The sequence below is a fragment of the Pseudomonas sp. GQ91 genome, assembly GCF_059758795.1.
In genome coordinates this window covers 268,942-294,125 of record NZ_JCAXED010000006.1, presented here as the reverse complement: position 1 = coordinate 294,125, position 25,184 = coordinate 268,942, and the positions used below count along the sequence as shown (strand labels likewise).

Annotated in this window: 20 protein-coding genes and 1 pseudogene; 16 read left to right on the top strand and 5 right to left on the bottom strand. The window is 55.0% G+C overall.

Annotated features, from left to right (window positions below):
• Nucleotides 1-45 precede the first annotated feature (45 nt).
• The 3 genes and pseudogenes from AC6CIA_RS11685 to AC6CIA_RS11675 all read right to left on the bottom strand — a co-directional run.
• Nucleotides 46-486 (bottom strand): annotated as a pseudogene (locus tag AC6CIA_RS11685) (tyrosine-type recombinase/integrase); the annotation flags it as partial.
• A 4-nt stretch (nucleotides 487-490) separates the two neighbouring features.
• Nucleotides 491-823, bottom strand: a complete 333-nt coding sequence (locus AC6CIA_RS11680) for a hypothetical protein (RefSeq protein ID WP_498312117.1) — start codon at nucleotides 821-823, stop codon at nucleotides 491-493.
• A complete protein-coding gene (locus AC6CIA_RS11675; RefSeq protein WP_498312115.1) occupies nucleotides 816-983 on the bottom strand; it encodes a hypothetical protein in 168 nt (55 codons plus the stop codon). Before AC6CIA_RS11675 ends, AC6CIA_RS11680 begins: the two co-directional genes overlap by 8 nt.
• 183 nt (nucleotides 984-1,166) lie before the next feature.
• Here AC6CIA_RS11675 and AC6CIA_RS11670 point away from each other — a divergent pair, with 183 nt between their 5' ends.
• Nucleotides 1,167-1,379, top strand: coding sequence for a hypothetical protein (locus AC6CIA_RS11670; RefSeq protein ID WP_498312113.1), 213 nt, complete (start codon nucleotides 1,167-1,169; stop codon nucleotides 1,377-1,379).
• Nucleotides 1,380-3,342: 1,963 nt separating this feature from the next.
• Here AC6CIA_RS11670 and AC6CIA_RS11665 read toward each other — a convergent pair.
• Both AC6CIA_RS11665 and AC6CIA_RS11660 read right to left on the bottom strand, forming a co-directional pair.
• Nucleotides 3,343-3,555: a hypothetical protein gene (locus tag AC6CIA_RS11665; protein ID WP_498312111.1), complete on the bottom strand. Its 213-nt coding sequence runs from the start codon at nucleotides 3,553-3,555 to the stop codon at nucleotides 3,343-3,345.
• Nucleotides 3,556-3,638: 83 nt separating this feature from the next.
• The gene (locus tag AC6CIA_RS11660) at nucleotides 3,639-4,721 is read right to left on the bottom strand and encodes a type I restriction endonuclease (protein ID WP_498312109.1); all 1,083 of its coding nucleotides are present in this window, start codon (nucleotides 4,719-4,721) and stop codon (nucleotides 3,639-3,641) included.
• 236 nt (nucleotides 4,722-4,957) lie between these two features.
• Here AC6CIA_RS11660 and AC6CIA_RS11655 point away from each other — a divergent pair, with 236 nt between their 5' ends.
• The 15 genes from AC6CIA_RS11655 (at nucleotide 4,958) to AC6CIA_RS11585 (ending at nucleotide 25,182) form a co-directional block, all read left to right on the top strand.
• Nucleotides 4,958-5,383: a hypothetical protein gene (locus AC6CIA_RS11655; protein WP_498312107.1), complete on the top strand. Its 426-nt coding sequence runs from the start codon at nucleotides 4,958-4,960 to the stop codon at nucleotides 5,381-5,383.
• A gap of 991 nt (nucleotides 5,384-6,374) precedes the next feature.
• Complete coding sequence (gene tssB / locus AC6CIA_RS11650) at nucleotides 6,375-6,878, top strand: type VI secretion system contractile sheath small subunit (protein WP_498312105.1); 504 nt, start codon at nucleotides 6,375-6,377, stop codon at nucleotides 6,876-6,878.
• 44 nt (nucleotides 6,879-6,922) lie between these two features.
• Entirely contained in the window at nucleotides 6,923-8,464 is a 1,542-nt protein-coding gene (tssC, locus tag AC6CIA_RS11645; protein WP_498312103.1) for a type VI secretion system contractile sheath large subunit, read from the top strand.
• A gap of 24 nt (nucleotides 8,465-8,488) precedes the next feature.
• Nucleotides 8,489-9,844 carry a type VI secretion system baseplate subunit TssK gene (gene tssK / locus AC6CIA_RS11640; RefSeq protein WP_498312101.1) on the top strand — a complete coding sequence of 452 codons (1,356 nt, stop codon included), beginning with the start codon at nucleotides 8,489-8,491 and terminating at the stop codon, nucleotides 9,842-9,844.
• Nucleotides 9,841-10,521 carry a type VI secretion system protein TssL, short form gene (tssL, locus tag AC6CIA_RS11635; protein ID WP_498312099.1) on the top strand — a complete coding sequence of 227 codons (681 nt, stop codon included), beginning with the start codon at nucleotides 9,841-9,843 and terminating at the stop codon, nucleotides 10,519-10,521. Before tssK ends, tssL begins: the two co-directional genes overlap by 4 nt.
• 8 nt (nucleotides 10,522-10,529) lie before the next feature.
• Nucleotides 10,530-12,260, top strand: coding sequence for an OmpA family protein (locus tag AC6CIA_RS11630; RefSeq protein ID WP_498312097.1), 1,731 nt, complete (start codon nucleotides 10,530-10,532; stop codon nucleotides 12,258-12,260).
• A 15-nt stretch (nucleotides 12,261-12,275) separates the two neighbouring features.
• Nucleotides 12,276-12,767: an Hcp family type VI secretion system effector gene (locus AC6CIA_RS11625; RefSeq protein WP_124377347.1), complete on the top strand. Its 492-nt coding sequence runs from the start codon at nucleotides 12,276-12,278 to the stop codon at nucleotides 12,765-12,767.
• 143 nt (nucleotides 12,768-12,910) lie between these two features.
• The gene (tssH, locus tag AC6CIA_RS11620; RefSeq protein WP_498312095.1) at nucleotides 12,911-15,568 is read left to right on the top strand and encodes a type VI secretion system ATPase TssH; all 2,658 of its coding nucleotides are present in this window, start codon (nucleotides 12,911-12,913) and stop codon (nucleotides 15,566-15,568) included.
• Nucleotides 15,569-15,570: 2 nt separating this feature from the next.
• Complete coding sequence (locus AC6CIA_RS11615) at nucleotides 15,571-18,924, top strand: type VI secretion system Vgr family protein (RefSeq protein WP_498312093.1); 3,354 nt, start codon at nucleotides 15,571-15,573, stop codon at nucleotides 18,922-18,924.
• Between the two features lie 8 nt (nucleotides 18,925-18,932).
• Nucleotides 18,933-19,586 (top strand): hypothetical protein, encoded by a 654-nt coding sequence (locus AC6CIA_RS11610; RefSeq protein ID WP_498312091.1) that lies wholly within the window; start codon nucleotides 18,933-18,935, stop codon nucleotides 19,584-19,586.
• A gap of 665 nt (nucleotides 19,587-20,251) precedes the next feature.
• Complete coding sequence (locus AC6CIA_RS11605; protein ID WP_498312089.1) at nucleotides 20,252-20,623, top strand: DUF7079 family protein; 372 nt, start codon at nucleotides 20,252-20,254, stop codon at nucleotides 20,621-20,623.
• Between the two features lie 200 nt (nucleotides 20,624-20,823).
• The gene (locus AC6CIA_RS11600) at nucleotides 20,824-22,968 is read left to right on the top strand and encodes a lipase family protein (RefSeq protein ID WP_498312087.1); all 2,145 of its coding nucleotides are present in this window, start codon (nucleotides 20,824-20,826) and stop codon (nucleotides 22,966-22,968) included.
• Complete coding sequence (locus AC6CIA_RS11595) at nucleotides 22,965-23,864, top strand: hypothetical protein (protein WP_498312085.1); 900 nt, start codon at nucleotides 22,965-22,967, stop codon at nucleotides 23,862-23,864. The genes AC6CIA_RS11600 and AC6CIA_RS11595 overlap by 4 nt, the downstream gene beginning before the upstream one ends.
• 235 nt (nucleotides 23,865-24,099) lie before the next feature.
• Nucleotides 24,100-24,717, top strand: coding sequence for a hypothetical protein (locus AC6CIA_RS11590; RefSeq protein ID WP_498312083.1), 618 nt, complete (start codon nucleotides 24,100-24,102; stop codon nucleotides 24,715-24,717).
• Nucleotides 24,718-24,915: 198 nt separating this feature from the next.
• Entirely contained in the window at nucleotides 24,916-25,182 is a 267-nt protein-coding gene (locus AC6CIA_RS11585) for a PAAR domain-containing protein (protein WP_498312081.1), read from the top strand.
• Nucleotides 25,183-25,184: the final 2 nt, after the last annotated feature.

Sequence of the window (25,184 nt, the reverse complement as noted above, 5' to 3'; positions counted from 1 at the left end):
TTTAGCGAGTTGGGCTTTTTCATGCGTAGGGACTTTTGCGGGGGATCATCCCGTTTTCCTCCTGAGTATGGTCAGCGCCGGCCCCCGTGAATCAGTGGTCGATGCTTTGTTGGCCGCTTCGATCAGTTGCCCAAGCTCTGCTGTAGAATAGTGGCTCGTAATGCTGCCGTTCTTGTGTCCAAGCAATGCCTTTCGATCTTCCAGTGTCACGCCTGCTGCACGTAGCCTTCTGCCAAAGGTGTGCTTTAGGTCGTGAACCCGGATCGATACGAAGCCAGCCAAGGCCGGTTTCAAATATCTCTCTTGCCAGACCTTCCCTGCACGTACCCGTGCTTTCTTCCAGGCCGAGTCGTTCATTCGGTGCATTGCTGTGCCGTCGTAAGGGAAAACCCACTCCTTACTTTGGCCGCGCTGCTGATCGACTACCGACTTCGCAACGCTATTGAGCACCACAAGGCGGTCCTCGCCATTCTTTACGCCCGACGTCGCGTTAGGTTGTTTGCGCTGACTTCCTGACGGGAAAAGCTTCGCCTTCCCACTTGCCTGGTTTGCCGCGTATCGCCCCGTGAATGTCGTAACGATGAGGCTTCTTGCTGGCGAACAGCTTTTCACACGCTTTCAGAAGAGCCTTTTCGTCCTGGATTGCCATCAGCTCTTGGCCGGCCGTCGAGCCCACCTGAATCCAACCGGATTTATCGCGGCCATAGTTCTCCGTCTTGAACAGGCGGTAGCGGTTTCGGTGACCGGTACCGGGCGATGAGGTCTCGGTGTTCATGTAGAACGCCACGCCATCAAGGCGTACCCGAAATACTGTCTTAGCCATGGGGTGCACCACCTTGAAAGTGGTCTGCCAGCACCCGGCGCGCGTCGATCCCGCACGATGCTGACATGGCGTAGATCTTGCCGAAGGTGGTTTCCCGACGCTGCAGGGCGTTGAACAGTTCGATCAGGCGCTCGCCCAAGTGTCCGTTGCGGCGGCTCATAACTCCGTACTCGCAACTTGTGGGAGCGGAGCGGTGGCACTTGCCAACGCGTCCAGCAGCAAGGTTTGGCGGTTCGGCGCCTGGCATCAGGTCAAGGTAGCAGCGTGAGACGTTTTCGCACCCAGCAACGCAAACGACAGGCCTGGCTGGACTTGCCGGCCAGCGGCATCAAAGGAGCAGGCCATGGCCAAGAGTGGAAAAGAGCGATCAGCGAAGGCCGCCGAGAAGCGAATCGAGTACGACGAGAAGGAATTGCGGCACCGGCACCGGCTCAGGTTCGGCACGCGGCAGAAGCTTGATGAGTTGATGGCCTGGAACGACATTGGGGAAATGAGCGAGGCGATACAGGCGATGAACATTTTACCGCGCAGTTGGACCATTAATTTGATTAACTGACGGATTCTTGATATCCGCACCGGTTATTGCACGAATCGCCGCGGAATCTACGTCTGCACCCGCAACTGCGCAGTTAAATGCCATTGCGACGGACGCATAAACTCGAATATCTGGATCTGCTTTTCCCGGGAATGTTTCCAATGCATCCTTCCCAGCTTTCGCGACGCTGGATCTGCGCTTGACGGCCAAGACGGCAGAAAAATTCTCATCAAGCGATGATTGAAGTGCGTTCGTCGAACCGGAAAGGCCAGACCACGCGGTGGAGGCCGAACCACTCGCTAGCGGTGCGAAAACGGCACCAGCTAATGTACCGGTTGCAGCCATGACAAACCGGCCTGAGTTCAAAACTCCCCCATTTTTTGCGTGATAGTTCTGCAGGGCAATGCAGTAAGTCATTGCTGCGGTGAATGATTTTACGGCGTCATCATTAGTACAAACTGAACTGCAAGGTAGCTCTTTGGGTGTCCATGGCCACGCAGGTTCGGACCTCCACAAAGAACATCCCGATAGAAGTGCAAATCCCAAACCCAAGCAACACCATTTGACGTTCCTATCGTTCATCTTTAATTCACCCAGTTGCGCTGTATGTGCTCCTCCTCTTATCAATAGCTCGTATTTCAGTGATGTCAATGTGCTACCTAAAATTTCGCAACGTTTGTTAGCGCGATGAGTGAGGCATTAGCTGATATCAGCTAACGCCTGGCACCTCAACGAATGGGCCAACCGATGCCACATAGATCGTGAGATTTATGATCTGACGCAGGCAGATGACCATTTCAGGCTTCTGCTTTGTCGTCGGCGATGCCAGTCCGCTCCAGCACAGTCGCGCGTCCTCCTTGATCGCTGCAAGTGCATCCTATGTCGCTTTGCAGTCTCATGTCGGCCTCCGGTCGGTGAGCTCGAACAAGTCATAGCTCATGACTACGAATCGCGCCAACCGCGAAGCCGGTGGAGTATTGGATTAATGGCAACGTCTTTGAATTCAAAGAGGATCTGGGGAAAGGCCTTTCGGGAACTGGTCGTAACCATCAAGTCGAATTGATCGGAAGAGTGCTCTCATTAACGATCTGGACGCCTCCTGAGCATGCGGAAAGCCTCGTTCTAGCTGTCGCCACATCTCTCTCGCCAGGGGTCTCAGCTCGAGCCGGGCACCCACTCTCGCCGTATGGAGCCAGACCATCACTGCTGCTGCCTCTTGAAGGCGACCTTCGGCCTGGAGCGTTCTGATCATCTCGTTGAGAGCTGAAGGGGTCTCAGGATCAACTGTGTAAGCCACGATCGGATCGCTCAGGAGAAACCCTGCGTCCTCCAATCGATTCCGAGTATCAGTGGCGAGCGCCACGACAAGGCCTATTTCGTCGCTATCCATCTGGCTCAACTGAGCGGTGAACGACGAAATTTCGCTTTCTTGAATGCGAAGGTAACGAGATAGCTTCCAATTTGTGAGCAGGCCCATTTTCCTCATCCCTGATGAAGGACGTTCGACGTTGGTTGACGATAACCCACGGCTGGAGCTCACGCCAATACTGCTCTCTGGGTGTGTTCCTCGGATGCGCAGCAAGGCTATTACATTTTGCTAACGGGCTCGTTAGACTGAGTGTCATCGCTGGTTGGATAGCCAGTGCATAAGAGGTGGTTCCTCCGCCTTTCAATCAGACAACTTATTTCAAAAATGAACCCTAGGAGGGCGTAGAAATGGAGCGTATTTATCGCCTTCTGGATTGGGTTCACTTGGCTCAAACTGTGGATTGGCTCGGCAAGCTCACAGGGTCGCCCGTAGGTGAGGGGGAATTATCGAAGCTGGTGTTTTCGAAGCAGTGTGACGCCTATATCCAGGCACTCGGGTTGAAGGGCTTCCGAAAGCTTCGTTGGCAGGACACTCGCCGAGGGAAAGCCTGGGTTGAAGGCTGTGCTACTGACAGAGGTTGGTCAGATCACATTTGCGGCGATCTGACTTGGAAAATCAGCTGTGCGGGTCGTCCTCTCTGATGAATTCATCAGTGCCAGGTAGATGGAAAATGTAGCTGACCTTGTAACCCTCTCCCATGGTCTGCGCTCTGGCTTCTGCGGCAGCTTTGGTTGGGAAAGCTCCTACCATGATGTTGGGTTCGTCGCGCACTACGCCCCACGTATAGATCCAGTTCTTTTTGCTTTGCGCGTAGTCGTCGTTGCTCACATTGACCTCCAGGTCATAAGCGCGCCGATATCTACGCTATCCCAGTCCTAGGCTTGCAGTCCATGGACTGGGGAGATCCTAAATCAGGCTTCTTGATAAAAAGTGATTGTTTCTTTCAGTGAGGCTGAGAATTCATAGATATCATCAAGCGAGTTGATGGGGTGGCGCGTTTCGACTTTGTCTTTATCGAAAATACCAAGGTACTTTTGGCCGCGATTGAAGTGAAGTCTGGCGATAGGTTTTCGATTATTGTCATCTAGCAGTATGCCGAAATAGCTCTGGGTGTCTCTGCTGGCTATGCGTTTCGCGTCTATTACGGTCCGAACAATTGCCTTGATGATGTGAAAGCCTTCAAGCTCTTCCATCGTAGTCAGAATGCGATCCTCAGGCGCCTCTGGTGTTTCAGCCTGATTTTCAGCGACGACCGATTCAGCGACTGTTGGAAACGTAGCTCTGCTCATTGCTGACTTTAATCTGTCGTTGATCTGGTCGCTAAGGAATTGGGAGGTGGCTTTTCTGGTGAGTTGAGCAAATTGGTCTCGGACCTTTTGTGTGATTACTCCCTCGTAGACGCGCGACGCAAAAAAACGAACGAAATCATCATCAGGCTGAGCGAACTGCGCAGCCATTTCTTTTTTTATGTTCCCCACGTACTTCAGCTCACCGGCCGCGTTGATGATCGACTCAACGTCGAAAGCTGACTTTGTGAGCTTTTGGAGCTCTGGGATGATGTGCTCATCGATGTTGAGCAGGTCGATCTCTAAAAAGGGTTTCTCATCCATTTTGTTTGGGGCGTCCAGATCGGTATAGAACCGATAAAACCTGCCGTTTGTTAGGATGGAAATTCTTGCAGTGGTCACATGAAAGTAGCGAAATAGCTGGCTTGCATGATTGATATTGAGTGGTTCGCCGACCTTTTTTGTTTCGATCAGTATTTGGATCTGCCCGCCTTTCAGAATCGCGTAGTCAATTTTCTCGCCTTTTTTAGTTCCGATATCACATATGTACTCAGGCACAACTTCGGACGGATCGAAGACATCGTAGCCGAGCACTGTGTGGATGAACGGCATCACGAAAGCGGTCTTGGTTGCTTCCTCGGTCTGGATCGATGACGCCAGCTGATTTACCTTCGCTGACATTGCGTTCAAGCGCTCTACAAAATCCATTTTTTTGCTCCGTTACACGTTCACCCGATTGGGCTCGTAGAGGCGTAACGCTACTACGGCAGGTTCTCAGCCTGCTACTGGGTTTCCATCCACGCTGGATGCCTGGACAGCGGGTAGACTGCTGAAGATGCGAGGGAGCTTTCTCCTACGATAGTATCAATTTGACATGCACCTGCGCAGAGCGCCAGGGTGCCGAAGATGCCGGGTGGATTCCCGGCAAACCAAGGAAGAAAGTGATGAGATTTATTTTTGTGATGCTGCTGATGATTAGCGGCTATGCCTTTGCCGGCTGCGACAGCATTGGCGATTCGGACCAGCGCGCTTACTGCAAAGCCAAGGAAGGCCGTGGTAATTGCAACTCAATCTCCGACAGCGACCTGCGTTATACCTGTAACGCGGAAACTAATGGGGGGAGTTGCAATAGCGTCAGCGACAGTGATCAGCGTTATTACTGCAATGCCAAGACCAATCATGGTAGCTGCAATTCGATCTCCGATCGCGATCTTCGCTATACCTGCAATGCTGAAACCAATGGTGGGAGCTGCAATAGCATTGATGACAGTGATCAGCGCTATTTGTGTAATGCCAAGACCAACAACGGTAGCTGCGGTTCGATATCCGACAGGGACCTGCGTGCAGAATGTGATGCTTTGAAACGGTAGTTTTGGTCACGGCCAGGCATAGGACAATGTTGCGGTCTGAGAGATTTCGATGCCGGAAATGCTACAGTCCCGCCAAACCAAAGAGGGAACGACATGCGGATTTTGATAGCGGCGGTTATCTGCCGTAACGACGGGTTCTGAATCGCCCCGAAATTTCTGGTCAATCTGCCGCATAATGCACCAGGCCGATGCGGAACTCATTGCGCCCGCGGCATTTTTTGCAGTTCCAACTTTTACCTTCAACAATCTCGTTGCGTAGAACAATTATCGCGTGGTTGCAATTTTCGTTTGCACAGGTTATTTCGTGTTGGTGGAGATCCCTAGTGATTTTACCATCTAAAGTTCGCGTGAGAGTGTAGCTAGCTGGGCAGTTTAAACAATCGATTTCGACACTGTCGATACCTCGTGGCATCCTCCTGCGTATGCGTGTATTGCACTCGCAGCAATCAAAGCTAGAAAACACCCCGAGAGTACAATTGAATACTGAGGAGGCCAGTACTCGCTCTAGAGTATTGGCGATCACCTCACAACGCTTACGCATTTTTCTGTAATCGGAAGTTACTCCGGAGCGCACATATTTCAATGAGTGCTACCTGGCAGTGTTTGTTCGGCAGAGATGTAATTGGGAGGAGCTGTCTGTCATTGCCTGTTTGAGCGTTGGGTGGTTTTTGGGGGGGAGATAGCTAGTGCCGCTGCATGTACAGGCGCTCGGATCTCGACCTAAAAGTGCATTGAATACGGCATGTTATTGTCGTGCTGATCAATATCAGACAAATCTCAGAGACTTTAGGAGAAATCCTATATACAAAACAAAATTCATAAGGATTCATAATGCTTGATTATTTATTAGTTGTTTTTAAGCGTGTGAGCTGCCTAGAATTCCCCTCTGCAATTTCATACTCTGCGGTACGCCAAGTATTACTTTTTCTCTGAGCTGCTTGGTTTTTGTGATGGGGTTTTTCCGTCTCGTAGAATTGTGTCTGGAGGATTTATGGCGTCAAACAGCTTTCAAAATGAAGTGCCAAAAGCTCGGGTTAATATCAAGCTCGATTTGCACACCGGTGGGGCCCAGAAAAAGATTGAGTTGCCGCTGAAGCTGATGGTGATGGGTGATTACAGTAATGGTACAGAGCAACGCCCGTTATCTGAAAGAAGCAAGGTTGGCATTAACAAAAACAATTTTGACAGTGTGCTGGCCGAATTTTCTCCGAGCCTGAAACTGGCGGTGGAAAACACCTTGATCAATGACAATGCCGACACTGCTGTCGCGTTGAATTTCCAGAGCCTGAAAGACTTTGAGCCTGAACAGGTAGCACGGCAAATTCCGCAACTGCGAGCGCTGCTGGCGATGCGCAATCTACTGCGCGACCTCAAATCCAACCTGTTGGATAACGCCACCTTTCGCCATGAACTGGAACGCATCCTCAAGGACGACGCGCTGAGTGACGAGCTGCGAGCCGAACTGGCTGCGCTGGCTCCACAAGAAGATCGTTAATTGCCGTTTATCGCCTAGGCTCGTTAATAAGGAAGTTTTTCATCATGTCCGCAGAACAATCATCCGCACCCTCGCAACTGACTAAAACCCACGACGCAGACAGTGGCCAAGGTATCTATGGCGCCTTGTTCGCCAAGATCAACCTCAGCCCGGTGGCGCAGTTGAGTGGCATCGAAGCTTTTCAAAACTCCGAGGCCCTGTCCGAAGCGTCTGCGGATGAGCGGGTCACTGCGGCCGTCAGTGTCTTCCTGAACCTGCTCAAACAGTCGTCGAATAAAGTCGAACGCTTGGACAAAACCCTGCTGGATGAACACATCGCGTCCTTGGATGCACAGATCAGCCGTCAACTCGACGCGGTCATGCACCACCCTGATTTTCAACGTGTCGAGTCGACCTGGCGTGGCGTGAAGTCCTTGATCGACCAGACCGATTTCCGCCAGAACGTGCGGATCGAACTGTTGGATATCAGCAAGGATCACCTGGTCCAAGACTTCGAAGATGCACCTGAGATTGCCCAAAGCGGCTTGTATCTGCACACCTACACCCAAGAATACGACACCCCAGGTGGTGAGCCGATTGCGGCGGCCATTTCCAATTACGAGTTCAATCGCGGCCCGCAGGATATTGCTCTTTTACGTAATATCTCCAAAGTGGCAGCAGCGGCCCACATGCCGTTCATTGGCTCTGTCGGTCCAGCGTTCTTTGGCAAGGACTCGATGGAAGAAGTAGCTGCCATCAAAGACATTGGCAACTACTTTGATCGGGCCGAATACATTAAGTGGAAGGCGTTCCGCGACAGCGACGACTCCCGTTACATCGGCCTGCTCATGCCTCGCGTGCTGGGTCGCCTACCGTATGGGCCGGACACTGTTCCGGTGCGCAGCTTCAACTACATCGAAAGCGTCAAGGGCCCGGATCACGAGAAATACCTGTGGACCAACGCTTCGTTCGCCTTCGCGGCCAACATGGTCAAGAGCTTTATCACCAACGGTTGGTGCGTACAGATTCGCGGGCCGCAATCGGGTGGGGCGGTCACCGATCTGCCCATTCACCTGTACGACCTGGGCACCGGCAATCAGGTGAAGATCCCTTCCGAAGTGATGATTCCGGAGACCCGCGAATTTGAATTCGCCAATCTCGGTTTCATCCCGCTGTCGTACTACAAGAACCGCGACTATGCGTGTTTCTTCTCGGCCAACTCGGCCCAGAAGCCAGCGCTGTATGACACCGCCGATGCCACGGCCAACAGCCGTATCAACGCACGCTTGCCATACATCTTCTTGCTCTCACGTATCGCCCATTACCTGAAGCTGATTCAGCGCGAAAACATCGGGACCACCAAGGACCGTCGTTTGTTGGAGTTGGAGCTGAACAAGTGGATTGGTGGCCTGGTCACTGAAATGACTGATCCGGGCGACGATCTGCAAGCCTCCCACCCGTTGCGCGATGCCAAGGTGACGGTAGAAGACATCGAGGACAACCCCGGCCTCTTCCGCGTCAAGCTCTATGCCGTACCGCACTTCCAAGTCGAAGGCATGGACGTCAACTTGTCGCTGGTTTCGCAGATGCCCAAAGCAAAAGCCTAAGCCACTTCGCAGGGAAACGATGTCATGAAGATTGACCGCCCCCTATGGGCTGCGGGGGCTTTGCTGTCCCCGCAACAATTCCAGCAGCAAGCACGCTGGGAGGCCTGGGCTAACGAAAGTGTGGCCCATCTGTCGCTGGTACACCCTTGGGGTGTCCAAGGGGTAGCGTTCGACCTGCAAGCCTTACGTCTGGGCAAGCTCAAAGCCACTCACATGCAGGTGCGCATGCCTGATGGCACGTTGGTCGACTCCGACCATGTGGATCGGTTGCCTCCTGCCCTGGAGTTGGCTCGCCTGCTACCCGATGACGCCCAGCAGGTGATCTTGCTCTTGGCGTTGCCGCTGGAGCAAGCCAACGGCAATAACTGTGTATTCGACGGCGCGAAGGTCGAGCGGCCGACGCGTTATCGTCAGGATTGGCGGCAAGTGCAGGATATCTATGCCGACGAGGTGCAGTCGATGGGGGTGCTGGAGTACGCCCTGACTCTGCGCCTGGCTGACGACGAGAACGCTGATTACCTGACCTGCCCGGTCGCACGCCTGATGCGCGACGGGCAGGGCGCCTGGCATCTTGATCTCGAATATGTACCGCCGTTGCTCAGCTTTGCGGCCCATCCAGGGCTGCTGACTCAACTGGATAACCTGTTGACCCAGCTGTCCGCCAAGCGGCAACGGCTGATGGGCATGCGCCGGGAAAGCAACCAGCGCATGGCTGACTTTGCTGTGGCCGATGTGTCGTTGTTCTGGTTGCTCAACGCCTTGAACACCTATCAACCGGTACTGGCCGACCTCAAGGCGCATCCTGCGCGGCACCCCGAGCAGGTATACCTGGAGTTGATCAAGCTGGCCGGCAGTCTGCTGACTTTTTCGCTGGAACAGGATCTGGACTGTATTCCTGCTTACCGACACGAACAGCTGGAAAGTGTATTTCCGCCCCTGATGCGCACCATCTCCACCTTGCTGGAAGCCAGCCTGCCGTCGCGGGTTATTGCTCTGGAGTTGGAGGAAGTGGGAGCCAATCGCTGGCAAGTCACACTCAACGATGCACGCCTGCGTGAGAGGGACGGTGCTGACTTCTACCTGTCGGTTCGCTGCCGCATGCCGGCCGCACAGTTGCAGAGCCAGTTCCCGCGCCTGTGCAAGGTGGGGACGCCGGACGATGTCGATTACCTGGTCAACGCAGCCCTCGACGGTGTGCCGTTGCAGCCGCTCAGCCATGTGCCAGCAGCCATTCCATTGCGCCTGGAAAACCAGTACTTCGCCCTTGATCTGGGCCATGCCAAAGGGCAAGCGATGCTGGCCGAAGGGACCTGTGCGTTCTATGTGCCCAACACGCTGGCTGACATCAAACTCGAATTGTTTGCGGTACTGCGCGCATGAATCTGACTCCCTCGAAAAAACATGCCGTCACCGCGCAGGAGCTCGATGCGCTGTTGCAAGACAGCTACCTGTTGGTCGTCGAGCTGCGCCAGGGCGCCTCGGTGCAAGACGGTCCGGAGCTGTGGAAACGCTGCGAGAAGCAGGTCGAGCAGGTCCAGCAGGGTCTCAAGGACGCTGGAGTGAACAAACGCAGCATTGAGCTGATCAGCCACGCCCAGTGTGCCTTGCTGGATGAGACTGCGCTCAGCTGCGCCAAGGGTGATGCCCATGCCCAATGGGCCGGTGAGCCCTTGCAGGCCAAGTTCTTCAATCGCCACCAGGCCGGTGAGTTTTTGTACGAAGACATGCGCGAATCACTTTGCCAGCCCTCGCCTGACGTACTGGTACTGACAGCCTTTCAGCGGGTCCTGATGCTCGGTTTTCAGGGCCGGTACCGTAACGTGGGCGATCCCGAGCGTGAGCAACTGCTGGACGCCTTGAATGCTCGGGTCGCCCCCCTGGCGCTCAACCAGACGGTCATGACCCAGGGCATCGGCCGCCGAATGAATCCCCTGCGCGGGTTGCGGTCTCCACTGGTTCATATCCTGGCGGCGGGCCTGTTGCTGGTCGGCGCCTGGTGGGGGTTGGATCACTGGCTGGGCAGTCTGATCGCCACGCTTGTACCTGGCCAAGCGTGAGTGGTGGTATGACGCTCAAACTGACACAAAACCTCTGGCTGTGGGCCGGCACGCTTACCTTAGTGCTGCTGATGGTCATACCGTTCGCCGGCTGGATAAGTGCCGTGGCGGCATTGGTCGTTGTGATTGTGGTCGCCTGGGCCTGGGTCCGGGTGGGGCGCCGTTTTGCACGGCTGGGCCAGCAGTTGGTGTTGGTCGGCGATACCTCCCTGCCACCGACTGCCTACCGTCAGCCTGTGGTGTTGGTCTGTGGCGATGGTCTGAGTGGTCTGTTCGGCGCGGAGCCTGCTGGGCAATTGGCCCTGCGCACCACCTCGCAGGGGTGTTATGTGCGCGTCCCCAGCCTTGAGCAATTATTACCGATCACCACGGGCATCCAGGCCTTGCGCCCGGACTGGGGTGGGCAACTCAGCGTAATGTTTGTTGTCAACCCAGGCGAGCACACCGACGCCGCAGAGCTGTCGGGTCAGGTGCGCGTCTTTTGCCATCAGCTCGCGCTGGTGCGCAAGCGCGGCCTGGCGCTGCCGCTAATGCTGGTGAGCTACCTGCAAGCCGCAAAAGGCGAAGGCGTCTGGTTCAGTTGGGAGGCCGCTCAACCCAACCCCCAGGTGCGCGAGGCAGGTGCCTGCATCAGCCTGATCGACTGGCAGCGGCAGGTCGCCGACGGCGCAACCTACGCGGCACGTTTATGCACCAGCGTACAGGTCAGCAGCGTGGCGACGTGGTTGAAGGAAGCACTACTCCCGCACTTCGAGACCCGTGATGCCCACCACCCACTGGCCTGCGCCATCACCCTGGTACCGGTTCTACCCCAGCGGGTCGTCGGCAATCTGTGGCAACAATGGTTGCGTGACAAGGTGGGCTTGTTGAGTGATGCCGGGCAACCTTTGGTGGAGGTAAGTTCGGCCCTGCCGTTTCCTGATCCCTTGCTGAACTTGCTGCCGCTCCACACCCGGCGCTCCCCGGTCCTGTGGGCGAGTGTTGTGGCGTGCTGGTTGTTTGCGGTGGCTGGTGTCGTGGCCCTGGCCAGCTCATCCTGGCAGAACAACCTGCTGCTGCGTCAGGTCAGTGATGATCTGCGGCGCTATGCCTCTATTCCCCTGGCCGAACGTCGTGACCAGCCCCAATTCGCCTTGCGTGAAAACGCCGTGGCCGTGCTGCGCCAGGATGCCACGCGTCTGGACGATTACTACCGGCAGGGCGAACCGCTGGCACTGGGCCTGGGCCTGTATCGCGGCGAACTGTTGCGGATGCCTCTGCTGGAGACCATCGCCAGTCATCGACAGCCATCAGAAGCCCCCACGCTCGCGAAGATTCCCGAACCGGTGCGCCTGGACAGCCTGTCACTGTTCGGTACGGGCAGCGCCGAACTAAAGGCTGGTTCGACCAAGGTGCTGATCAACGCTCTAGTCAACATCAAGGCCCAGCCGGGCTGGTTAATCGTCATCGCCGGGCATACCGATGTCACAGGCAGCCCTGAGCAGAACCTTGAGCTGTCCCGCGCCCGAGCCGCCTCGGTGCGCGACTGGATGCAGCGCATGGGCGACATCCCCGACAGTTGTTTTGCGGTCCAGGGCTTTGGTGCCAACCAGCCAGTGGCCAGCAATGACACCGAGGTTGGGCGTGCTGCCAACCGTCGCGTCGATATCCGTCTGGTGCCGGAAGTGGGGGCCTGCGCGCTGCCCACTGCGGCGCTGGACAGACACCCTCTGTCGCATCCAGCGGCATTCAAATTTTGAGAAAAGGAGCTTCACATGGCTATTCCCGTTTACCTCTGGCTGCAAGATGACGGCGGCGCTGAAATCAAAGGGTCCGTGGACGTACAAAAGCGCGAAGGCAGCATCGAGGTCATCGCCCAGGACCACAGCCTGTACATCCCTACCGACAACAACACCGGCAAGCTGACCGGCACCCGGGTTCACACTCCGTTCCTGTTCTCCAAGGAAATCGATGCCTCCAGCCCTTACCTGTACAAGGCGGTGACCACCGGCCAGACCCTCAAGAGCGCCGAGTTCAAGTGGTACCGCATCGATGACGCAGGGCAAGAAGTCGAGTACTTCATCACCAAGCTGGAAAACGTCAAAGTCGTAAAAGTTGCGCCGAAAATGCACGACGTCAAAGACCCGAGCAAAGAAAAGCACAACCACCTGGAGCAGATTGAGCTGCGCTACGAGAAGGTCACCTGGACCTACAAAGACGGCAACATCATTCACTCCGATTCCTGGAACGAACGCCAGAGCGCCTGATGCGAGAAGGCCAGCAGGCGGGTTTCCGTCTGCTGGTTCGCGGTGTGCAGGGTTGAGCGTCCGTTCGCGGGCGCTGAGCCAAACACATCGAGCTGCCTGTGTCGTAGACGGCACACCGACTTTCCACAACAGGGATGTATCCCATGGTCCAGAATTCCGCCCGTTTGCTTCGCCGCCTCAACCCCTATTGCGCCCAGGCACTGAGTGCGGCGGCATCCTTGTGCCAGAGTCGCGCCCATGGGCTGATCAGCATTGAGCACTGGCTGCTTAAGTTGCTGGAGCAGGGCGAAGGCGACCTGACCCTCATCGCCCGTCGCTACGAATGGGACATGGATGCACTCTGGCGCGGCCTGCTCGATCACCTCGACACTCTGCCGCGCAGTGTGCAGGCCAAGCCGCAGCTGTGTGGCAAACTGCAACAACTGATCAAGAACGCCTGGTTGCAGGCATCCCTGGATGGCAACAACGACACGTTGCGCTCGGCCCACCTGCTCGGCGCACTACTGGAGACGCCCAGCCTGCTCACCTGTGATGCCGGCTGGCCGCTGCTCAGTATCAGCGACACCCAGTTACAGCGGTTATTCGACATGCTCGACCAGCATTCCGAAGAGCGGCCACAGGTGCAACAAGAGGCCGTGCTGAACCAAACCGAAACCTCTGTAACGCAGGCTTCATCCAGTGCGGACAAGTCAGATGCCCTGAAAGTCATCTTGGACAAATTCACCCACGACGTTACCGCTAAGGCCTGGGCGGGACAGATCGACCCGGTGTTCGGCCGTGACGATGAGATTAGGCAGGTCATCGACATTCTCAGTCGCCGGCGCAAGAACAACCCGATCTTGGTGGGTGAACCCGGGGTGGGTAAAACCGCGCTGGTTGAAGGTCTTGCATTGCGTATCGTTGAAGGCAATGTCCCCGACAGCCTCAAGCCTGTCAGTGTTCGCACGCTGGATCTGGGCCTGCTGCAGGCCGGCGCCGGGGTCAAAGGCGAGTTCGAACAACGCCTGAAAAACGTCATTGATGCCGTGCAGCAATCGCCTCACCCGGTACTGCTGTTTATCGACGAAGCCCACACCCTGATCGGCGCCGGCAACCAGGCTGGCGGTGCTGATGCCGCCAATCTGCTCAAGCCCGCCTTGGCGCGCGGCGAGTTGCGTACCATCGCAGCCACGACCTGGAGCGAATACAAACAGTATTTTGAACGTGACGCCGCCCTGGAACGACGTTTCCAGATGGTCAAGGTCGACGAGCCGGATGACGCCAACGCCAGTTTGATGCTGCGCGGCCTCAAGGCGCGTTATGCCAGCCACCATGGCGTGCATATTCAGGACGCGGCGGTACAGGCGGCGGTCAACCTCTCGCGGCGCTACCTGACCGGTCGCCAACTGCCGGACAAGGCCGTCGACCTGCTTGACACCGCCAGTGCACGGGTACGCATGAGTCTGGACTGCGAGCCCCAGCCACTGGTCCGCCTCAAGGCCCGGCAGACGGCCCTGGAGCTGGAGCGCCAAGCCCTAGAAGAAGATCAACAACTGAGCGGCAGCTCCGCAGGCGAGCGTCTGGCGATCATTGCCGCGCAACACGCCGACTTGTACCACCAGCAATTAGAGCTTGAGGAGCAATACCGCCGCGAACTCGACCTCACCCAACAACTGCTCGATGCCCGTCAGGCCGAATCTCCACGGATGGACGCCTGCCGGCACCTGCAACAACAGCTGAGCGACGTCCAGGGCAACCAGCCACTGCTGTCCCTCGACGTCGACGCGCGCAGCGTGGCCGAAGTCATCGCCGACTGGACCGGCGTGCCCCTGGGCAGCTTGCTCAAGGACGAACAAGCCAACCTGCTGGAGCTGGAACAGCAACTGGGTGAACAGGTGATCGGCCAGGACCACGCCCTCGGCGCCTTGGCCCAACGCCTGCGTGCGGCCAAGACCGGACTCACGGACGAGAAGGCGCCACTGGGCGTGTTCCTGCTGGTAGGCACCAGCGGCGTCGGCAAGACCGAAACCGCTCTGGCTCTGGCCGACAAGCTGTTTGGCGGTGAAAAGTCCCTCATCACCATCAACCTCTCGGAATACCAGGAAGCCCACACGGTCAGCCAACTCAAAGGCTCACCGCCCGGCTACGTCGGTTACGGCCAGGGCGGTGTGCTCACCGAAGCGGTGCGCCAACGTCCTTACAGCGTGGTTCTACTCGATGAGGTAGAAAAAGCGCACCGCGACGTCCTCAACCTGTTTTATCAAGTCTTCGACCGTGGCTGCATGCGCGATGGTGAAGGGCGGGAAATCGACTTTCGTAATACGGTCATTCTGATGACCTCCAACCTGGGTAGCGATGAACTGCAAGCCTGCTTGCAAGAATTCCCCGGCGCGCCGGACAGCACTCTGCACGAGTTGCTGCGCCCGATCCTGCGCGAACATTTCCAGCCGGCCTTGTTGGCACGTTTCCAGACCCTGATCTACCGCCCGCTGCAGGCCGACGCCCTCAAAACCATCGTTGGGATCAAGCTCGGCCAGGTCGCCAAGCGCTTGCAGCGCCACTACGGACTGGATTGCCAGATCGACGCAGCCCTCAACGAAGCCCTGGTGGCCGCTTGCCTGCTGCCAGACACCGGCGCACGCAACATCGACAGCCTGCTCAACCAGCAGATCCTGCCGGTGCTCAGCCAGCAACTGCTGCAACGCCAGGCCGCCCAGCAGAAAACCCTCGGCGTGACCCTGGGCTACAGCGATGAAGAAGGCATTGTTCTGCACTTTAGCGACGCCCAAGACACCGCGGCACCCGTCGCCATGGAGGCCTGAATATGCTCAACGAATTGCGCACTTTTTTCGACCACAGCCGTCACACACTGAGTGTTCGCGACGTTGACGCACGGCTCGATGTCCTGGCTTTCGAGGGTAAAGAGGGCCTGAGCCAACCGTTCAACTACCGCGTGGAATTCACCTGCTTCGACAGCGACATCGGTGCCGAAAAAATGCTCGGTCAGAACGCCAGTTTCAGCCTGCATGGTGCACCGCACAACCTGCCGTTTTTGGGCCTGAGTGCGCCCAAGGTGAAGCCACTGCGCACGCTGCACGGCGTGGTCACCGGATTTAAACGCCTGTCTGGCTCCGTCGATGAAGCCCGCTACGAAATTACCCTGGAACCGCACCTGGCCTTGCTTGGCCAAGGCAGGCAATTTCGGATCTACCAGCACCAATCGGTGCCGCAGATCGTTGAAAGTATTCTGCGTACCCGCCACGACTTCGAAGGCCAGGACTTTCTCTTCAACCTAGTGCGTGAATACCCCAAGCGCGAACAGGTCATGCAGTATGGCGAAAGCGACCTAGCCTTCATCTCCCGCCTGCTGGCCGACGTCGGCATCTGGTACTGCTTTACCTGCGACGAACGCCTGAAAATCGATGTGGTGGAGTTCCACGATGACCAGCGTCACTACCAATTCGACGTCGCACTGGCGTATCGCCCGCAATCAGGGCTGAGCAGCAGCGGGCAAGACGGGGCGTGGAGCCTGCAATCGAGCCATCAAGTGGTGGAGCAGCACGTTAACATTCGTGCTTACCACCACCGTACCGCCAGCGCCTATCTGAATGGCAACGTCGACCAAACCCGTGGTGCGAGTACCACCTACGGCGAGGCCTATCACTACGCTGAACCGTACACCGTACTGGGCGATCCTTATGCCCATGACGAAGACCTGCAAAGCGAGAGCGGTTATTTTTATGCCCGTCTGCGTCACGAGCGGTACCTCAACGGCCAGACTCAACTTAGCGGTATCAGCAGCAGCGCCACCTTGGCGCCTGGTCAGGTGCTTAAAATATCCGGTGGTGCGCCACAGGCCTTTGCCCCTGGCGCAGTGATCACCCAACTGACCACCCGTGCCGCTCGGGATCGCAGTTTTGAAGTCAGCTTTGAGGCCATACCCTACTCGGAAACCGTGTGCTTTCGCCCAGCGCTGCAAGACAAACCGCAAATTGCCGGCACTGTCCCTGCCCGTGTCACCAGCCCGCAGGAACACGACCCCTACGGCCACATCGACATTGAAGGACGTTACAAGGTCAATTTTCTGTTTGACCGCGACAGTTGGAAACCCGGTGAAGAAAGCCTCTGGCTGCGCCTGGCCCGTCCCTATGCGGGCGACACCCACGGCCTGCACCTACCACTGATCCCTGGCACCGAAGTAGCCATCGCCTTCGAACAGGGCGACCCGGATCGGCCGTACATTGCCCACGCCCTGCACGACAGCCAGCATCCCGACCACGTGACGCTGGGTAAACGCGACTACACGCGCAACGTGCTGCGCACGCCAGCCAACAATAAGCTGCGCATGGAAGACCTGCGCGGGCAGGAGCACATCAAGCTCAGTACCGAGCACAGCGGCAAGAGCCAACTCAACCTCGGGCACCTGGTCGATGCGCAGAAGCAGAAGCGCGGTGAAGGCTTTGAACTGCGCACCGACGGCTGGGGCGCAATTCGGGGTGGGAAAGGGTTGTTTATCACTGCTGATGAACAGGGTAAGGCTCGGGGTGAGCAACTCGATATGGAGGCCGCCATTGAGCAACTGGAAAGCGCCTTATCACTGGCTCGCTCCATGGCTCAAGCTGCCCGTAGCGCAGAAGTGAAGTCCAACGATACCGAGAGCCAACTAGCTTTGGTTGAGGCACTCAAGGGGTTGGTACAACCGGGTGTTCTGCTGCATGCACCAGCGGGTATCGGCGTGCTCAGTCCTAAAGCCGTATGCCTGTCGTCCGGTGGGGAAAGCGTGGGCATCATGGCCGCCCACAACACTGACATCAGCGCCGGGAAGGACATCACCGCAGCCGCTGAGGGCGGCGTAAGCGTGCTCGCGCAACGTGCCGACCTGCAACTCAAGGCCGCTCAAGGCAAAGTCGAACTGCACGCTCAGGGCAGCAACCTGCACGCTCTGGCAAAGACTGATGTCAAGATCGAAAGCGTCGAAGGCCGTATAGAAATCAGCGCCCCGCAAGAGCTGGTACTTAACTGCGGTGGCGCCTACATCCGCCTCAAGGGCGGCGATATAGAGTTGGGTGCGCCCGGCAACATCTATCTCAAGACTGCCAATGTGCAAAAGCTTGGCAGCGCCAGCCTTAATACCCCGGCGTCACCGTTGCCGTCTGGGTACGCCGGCAGCTACACCTTGAAAGACGAAGCCCAAGCACCTATGCCATTTGCTCGCTACCGGGTAACCACCCAACAAGGCGAGGTATTCAGCGGGGTGACTGACAAGGACGGTCTGACCATGAGCGTCCACACCTTGGTGCCAGGTGGCTTGAAGATTGAGCTGCCGGAGACAGCAATCTATGACGAGCAGCTTCACTTGGAGGGTCCGAATGGTGAATTGGCAAGTAATCTGAAGTACTCGGCCACCCTGGCTGACGGCAGCATTCTTGATGGCGTGACTGATGCGCAAGGTTATACACAACGTTTCGTGACTCAGAAGCCGACCCAAGTCACTCAATTGACGCTGTTTCCGCCAGAGAGTGCTGCACCCTTTTGCTGCGCGGCGCAGAGCTCTCAAGCTCCGATGGTGATTGAACTCACGTCCAGCAACATCTCCACTAACGATACAGATGTGGACAGCTCCACAAAAAGTGTTCCTCTGCCCAAAGGAAAAAAACGCTCCCTAACGCCGGGAGAGATTGCGATGGCTGGAACCGTATTTATGGATGCTGTGGATTACAGCAAGGTGAAGGTGCATCACGGTGGTTGGTGGGTGTTCGCTGGCATGCAGAATACGGCAGTAACACCTAATGGCGAGATGTACTATCCGGCAAGTACTAAATACTACAGGGATGATTTTTCTAATACCGCAGATGATAGGGATAAGGCACTGTTTATGCACGAAATGACCCATGTGTGGCAGTACCAACTTGGTTATCCGGTCAAAAGGGCAGGTTTGACGGTGACCAGTCGTGGCGCGAAGGCATACGAATATACCTTGACGGCTAGCGGAGACTTCTCTGATTACAATATGGAGCAGCAGGGAGAGATTGTCTCTGACTACTATCTGATTTGTATTCTTGGTAACCCTCGTGGGGTGTGGAACCCGAATAATTATGACAAGAGCCCTGATCTCCTTGCATCGACGCTGAGCGGTGTCTTACGCAATCCTACCGACAAAGCAAATCTTCCAGGTTGACGAAAAATATGAAACATACAGTGCTTTGGTTACTAGGGTTGTGTTGGTTGGTTTCGGGGAGCACCTATGGCAATTCATTTGGGCGTATGGAAACTGCTGATATTGCAATGATTGATAATAAACCAGCTATTTGCTTGCCTCGTGATGCAAAGGAGCCGTTTTCAGTCGGTTGGATATCTTTGTCAGAAAGCTATGTTCGAAATGCAGGCTCCTGGGGAGTGTCCCTTAAATCTGGTTACAAGCCCCTGGAGCTGAAGCCAGGGGCTTGTATTGGGTTTGATGTTGTACCTGAGGGTTACGAGTTAGACGACTATAAAATTAAAAGTCATCCGCTGGCGTTGAAGGTCAATCGAACCTATGTGTTTCGCTTAAGTGACGCCTATCAGGCAAGAGATACATATACCGCTGTTTTTTGTATCAGTAAGAATGCGCAGGGTTCTTTGGAGTATCTTCAATACACGCGACTGGCAGAGGGAGGTGAAGTCATTCCATCTTGCGATGCCAATCTCAACAGAAATGAGGGTAGGCTTTTTGGGTCAGAAGGTAAGGACTACCTGAACACTAAACGTGACAAAGTTCAGAAGTGGAAGCCGTTGCCTGACGATGCCGATGAAAATATTAAAGCGCAGTCTGCAATTCGTAAATACGGGGAAAATAGGTGAATACCTCAAACATATTTGGAGGGTGACGATGCTTGGGCGGCTGGCGGGCGTTCTTCGTATTGGCAACCAGGCGTTGCCGATGACGTGTATGAAAAAAAGGTGGAAAACTGAATGAATATCAAATGGCTTTATCTATTCTGGGGTGGGATGGATCTTCTTTATGTTGGACGATTCTGCTATCTGGGGTTTTCTCAGGGAAGAACTCCTTTTTACAGTGATATACAGTCCTTTTTTTTGTTGAGTGCAGAGCACGGTTCCGTTTCGATTTTGCTTTTTTGGCTTTCTCTTGCTTTGAATGTTTCGATTGTTTTTTCAATGCTGTTGTTTTTTTTCAAGTCTAGTAGGGTGCCATATTTAGTTTATGCCCAAACTCCTCTTAGGTTGTTATTTACAGTGCCTTCTATATCGGTTTTCCTATGGTTTTCGAAAACAATCGGCACTACGTCAGTTACGTTATTGTTCGCTCTTCTGCTACTTTCGGAAATAATAAAGTTATGCTCGATTTATTTCAGGGGGAAGCTTGTTCGGGCCTAAAATAATGATGGAAGAACGCTCTGGCAGACCGTTTTTACCGTCGGTTTTATGTTGGCTTCTGGGGTTGTATTTGATTGGAGAACCTCGAAGCTGGCGGGCTCGTGGGATGATGAAATAGAGAGATTTGGCAAGTGGGAAATCAGTTAGCTCAACGGAGACTCTGGTCGGCGCTCTCTGATTTGTATGTGGATACCGAGGTTGACTACAAACAAATCGCGGAAGTGGCAAAAAATTACTCGATTGAGGAGGTTGAGTTCGCTTTGTTTGAGCGAGTAGCGCCTGTGTGCATCAGTAACATGCTGTCTCCGGTGCCACCTGTTTGGTGGTACTTCGACGAAGATCAGCTGGTTAAGGATATTGAGGCGTTGATCAAAAAAAGGGCCAAACAAGGGGTAGTGGGTAAATGTCGATCCATTGTGGCTGGGCGCTTGAGACGACTCATTAGTTCGAGTGTGTGGGCCAAGCTGAAAGCTGAAATAGAGCGGGCCAAGAAGGAAGGTTAATGAAATGTCGCCCGAGCTTATGCTTCGGGTAGTCGCTGGGTGCGGTATTGGTTTTTAATTTTTACATCCTGGCGATGTTTATTTTTTTAGTAAGTTTTTAAACAGCAGTGCTTTGTTACGAAAGGTTTAGCCGAATCAGCGGGTCAACCCATTCGGTCGGACAGTTGCTCAGCCAATATCACTATTTATTAAGGACCGTCATGAACGACACCCTGCACCGTACGGACACCCTCAACCCGCGTAAAGACGTGATCGGGGGGAAGCAGAAACAGCATTGGGTCGAATTCCAACTGCTGGACGAGCAGGGCGATCCTTTGGCGAACATGCCCTATCGCGCAGTGAACGACGCTACGCGCTCAGGGTGTGCTACAGAGTACGCGGGCCAAAGTGATGCCCAAGGGGTCATCCGCCTCGACGGTCTGCATCCGATCCCCATCACGTTGCTGATGACGGTCGCCCCCCTGGCCGAGCAATTGAAAACCCGTCGTTTGCGTGCCGAACGACCCGAGCCGCCCCGGCCTGTCATCGGTGACCGCACCCCGCTGTATGGCCCACAGCGCTCGGCCTTCTCCCCCGAAGAGGAGAAGGCGCTCGCAGCAGGCCATGTCTATCACTACCTGCGTATTGGCCAACTGTGCGACGAGAAGCCTGTTTTCGACCCGCCGTTGGCGGACCCGGACCAACTTCCGGCTTTCCACTTTCCGGATAAGAACTTCAGTGGTTTTACGGTTGCTTATGAGGCACTGAATCGCCGTCACGTACTGGAAGTTTGCCCGTATCGTGCATGGTCGCTGGTACTCCATCATCAGCCTGAATACAGCATGGCCAACGCCTACAACCTTGGGTTGATGTCCACCCTGACCTACAGCGTCGTCGCCCAGGAGATGTTGAAAAAACGACCGGGTACCGATCCCAGTACCGTCTCTGGTTCGGTAGAGGAGTTCTTTTATCGCCAGTGCCTGGATCTGTCGCGCTCGCCGGTGATAATCGACGTGCCGGCACTGGTGGTGGACGTACCCTTCGACCAGCGCTACACCACGGCAGTCATGCTTGACTCTTCAGCGGCCGAAGTACCGCCGGGTGAGGCGGGAATCCCGTGGCACATTATTAAAAACACCCAGTTGTTCTATTGCGTCAACTCGACACAAGTAGTTGTGGCTTGGCGTGGGACCCAGGAGCCCATGGACTGGGTGACTGATGCGCTGTACCGCCCAATGCCGGCCGATGGCAGTGGTTGCGACGTGAAGTCAGCGTGTACGCCTCTGACAGATGCTGGCAGTGTTCATTATGGATTTTTGCATTCGTTTGAGGTGGCTAAGAAGCTGTTTCCTCAGCGTTTCGATGACATTCAGGCAGCGTTAAGGGGGCGTGAGTTATTCATTTGCGGTCATAGTTTGGGCGGAGCTCTGGCTCTGATCCACTCTGCGGAGCTGAAAGATCGCAATCCGGTGCTCTACACCTACGGCATGCCCCGCACCTTCACCGCCAAGGCTCTGGAGCGCTTGAAAGCGGTGACGCATTTCCGCCATGTCAATGATGCGGACACCATCACCAGTCTGCCGCCCGAGGCTGCGTTAGATAACTGGCTGTACGGCGTCCTGGGCCCGCTGGGCTCCACCCTGGGTTATACCTGGTCCGTGGGCCAGTTGGTGGCCGGGAAAATTGTCAGCTTTGGAGACCCTTACTGGCATCACGGGAAGATCGCCATGTTCTACCGAGCCGACCAGCATGTGGAAACACGGGGTTCCAACTACCCTGCCGCACGCAACAAAGAAGGGCTCGGCGCGCCCTACCACACCACCGTTCTTAAGCGGCTACCGCATCGCACACGCATTTATCTGGTACCGAGCCTGAGCGATGAGTTCAGTCGCTTCGCCCATGAAGATCAGAAAATCCTGATCCGTTCATTGAACCGGGAAAACCTGGCGGATCTGTTTCCATCGCACACCAACCCCGAGCGCAGTACCAGTCGCACCAATCCGATGGACCACCTGATGAACGCTGCCTATCTGCCGTTCTTGCATAACCAATTGTTGGAACTGATCGACCCCGAACTGCCGCTGAAGCGCAAGGAGGACCGAGTGAAGTTCAAGGAGCAAATGCACACGCTGGGTGTTCCCGAGACGGAAAGCCATCGCAACCAACAATTCCTTGCTTTGCAAACATTATTGCCCATGGCGTTGCGCGCGACTGAAGAGCTGGAAGGTGGGCCCGAAGCCCTGAAGCGGTTTGCCCGCAAACGGGAGTTCGGCGTAATGATCGAGATCACCCAAGCCCGAAGTAACCCTTCGGGACGTCACAGCGAACCAAGCGCTTCAATCGCAGAGGAAACGCTTAACTCATGAACATTTCGACTACTGAAAAAAACCGAACCGTGTGCGACTTCGTCGACCACCACATTGCGCCGCAGGAGCAAAAAATGAGCATCGACGGCACCAACTGTCACCGAGGAACTCAGCGTATAAATGCACGCCTATGCCGCATGAGCGGTGTTCTGTTGTTGCTGTTCAGCGTTAGCGGTTGTGCCCAGAACCAGACCTTGGCGCCACCACAGGGAGGAGAGCAGGTCAGCATTACGGTAAAGGTTCCCCCGAATCTCGCAGCGGAACCCATGCGGGTGATGTACCGCTCCGAGAAATGCCCCATCAAACGTTCCGGGACGGATTGGTCCAGTTATGAGGAGGATGGTTATCTATCTACAACGGTGCAGCCACAGCAGCAGGGGCAGAGCGATGTGTACGAGGCGAAGCTAGCCATCAACGGCGGTAGCCGATGCCAGTGGCAACTGAGTAACGTCACCTTTGGCGTCACCTATGCCAACACGACACACTTCGGGGATAACGTCAGGGCCGGACCTGGGGGCGGGATTATTGTAATGTTTGATCAGCACCTACCCCAACAGCGCTCTGCTTTTGAGCCCACAAGAACGGTCAGTGGGGACCTGCTGATTAGGAAGGACTACTACCCTTGGATTAATGAACAGTTAATTGGCAAGCATGAAAAGGTTGTCTGGATAGTTGGAGAGGGCGAAATTTATTCATATTACCGAGCGCCAAATGCCAGAAAGGTAACGTTTGAGCCAGTGCTGCATGCCGACTACGTTGTTTACTCCGTTGAGTCGAAGGTGCAGAAAGTAGGTAGTTATCCCCAGAATACTTACCCCGATGGCAGCGTTACGGCGGATGGCAACAAACCGAATTTCAGGAAGCTGCAAGCCATTCGCTTGGGACAACCGCAATGACTATCAAGCTTCTATGTCCACTCCCCGTCACTTGGGGTGATGCATGAACACACTAATCCGCGATGCAATGGGAGGTGTGCTGCTGTTCAACCTTAGCGGTTGCGCCCAGAACCAAACCCTGTGGAGAACAGGCCAGTATCACATATCCCAATGCCAGCATGGCTGGCCGATGGACGTGCCCAAAATTTCAAGAAGTTGCAATGAAGAATAAAACTGAAAAGAGGGGGGGTGATAAATGAATAAAATGCTGCTGATTGTGCTTTTTCTATTTATATCTGGTTGTGCTCGAGGATTTAGTTATACGAAGGTTCCGGTCAGTCAGATACTGAGTGATCAGCCTCAAGTGATTTATGTTCAGGTGCGTGCTGAGGATGATTATGAGAGCGGCTTGAGTAGTGTTGTCCAAAAAGTCAAAATGATCGAGAGTGTTAAAGATGTGAAATATGTCCAATCTGACGATGTGGACTATATGACTTTTTGGATTCCAATAACGTTCGGGTACGATGGTGAAAACGCCAAGGTAATTTCTATTTATAATGATAGGGGGGTGTCGGGTTCAGGGATCGGCTGGGAGATAAATAATGAGTGGGCTGATCGGTTTCCCAGGACTTTCTTGGTTAACGGTGCATTGATCGAATTGTGTAATGATACGGCTGAAGAGTTTGTTAGTACTTCATCGAGTGAGGCGATTTTTGATGGTTGGCCCTCTTCTTTCATGAAGGCCCGACTTTCCTCTGGAAAATGTATGGAGGCTACAATAATTCTGAATATCAACACGCCTTTTATGCAGCGGAATGTAGAGCGGCAAAAGTTTAATATTTTTTTGTTGAGTACCGATAAAAATAAAAAATAGAAATTTGCTGTGGGTTGGTAGATTGAGCTTTTACTTTTTAAGTAAGAGCGCTCTGCTTTTTAACTTGTGTTCAGTGATTGGTTGAGGTTGTTGTATGCATTGTCATAAATACTTTACTTTTTTGTTGACTGCCTGGGCTTTTCAATAATTGCAATACTTGGAAGATGCATTGTCTTTAGATTAGGAGACTTAATCAATATGTCCCAAGGTTTCGTTTTGTTAGGTGATAAAACCACCCACGGTGGAGAAGTCATCTCGGCCTCATCCACGATGATCGTGCATGGCAAGCGAGTGGCATTGGTCGGTGACGAAGTTCGCTGTCCGCTGCCAGGGCATGGCGTCAACCGGATTGTGGAAGGCTGTCCGGACTGGTCTGAGGATGGCCGGGCCATGGTGATCAACGGTTGCCGCTCTGAGTGCGGTTGTCAGGTGATTTCCAGCGCTCCCGATTGTGGGGTGGGCTAGTC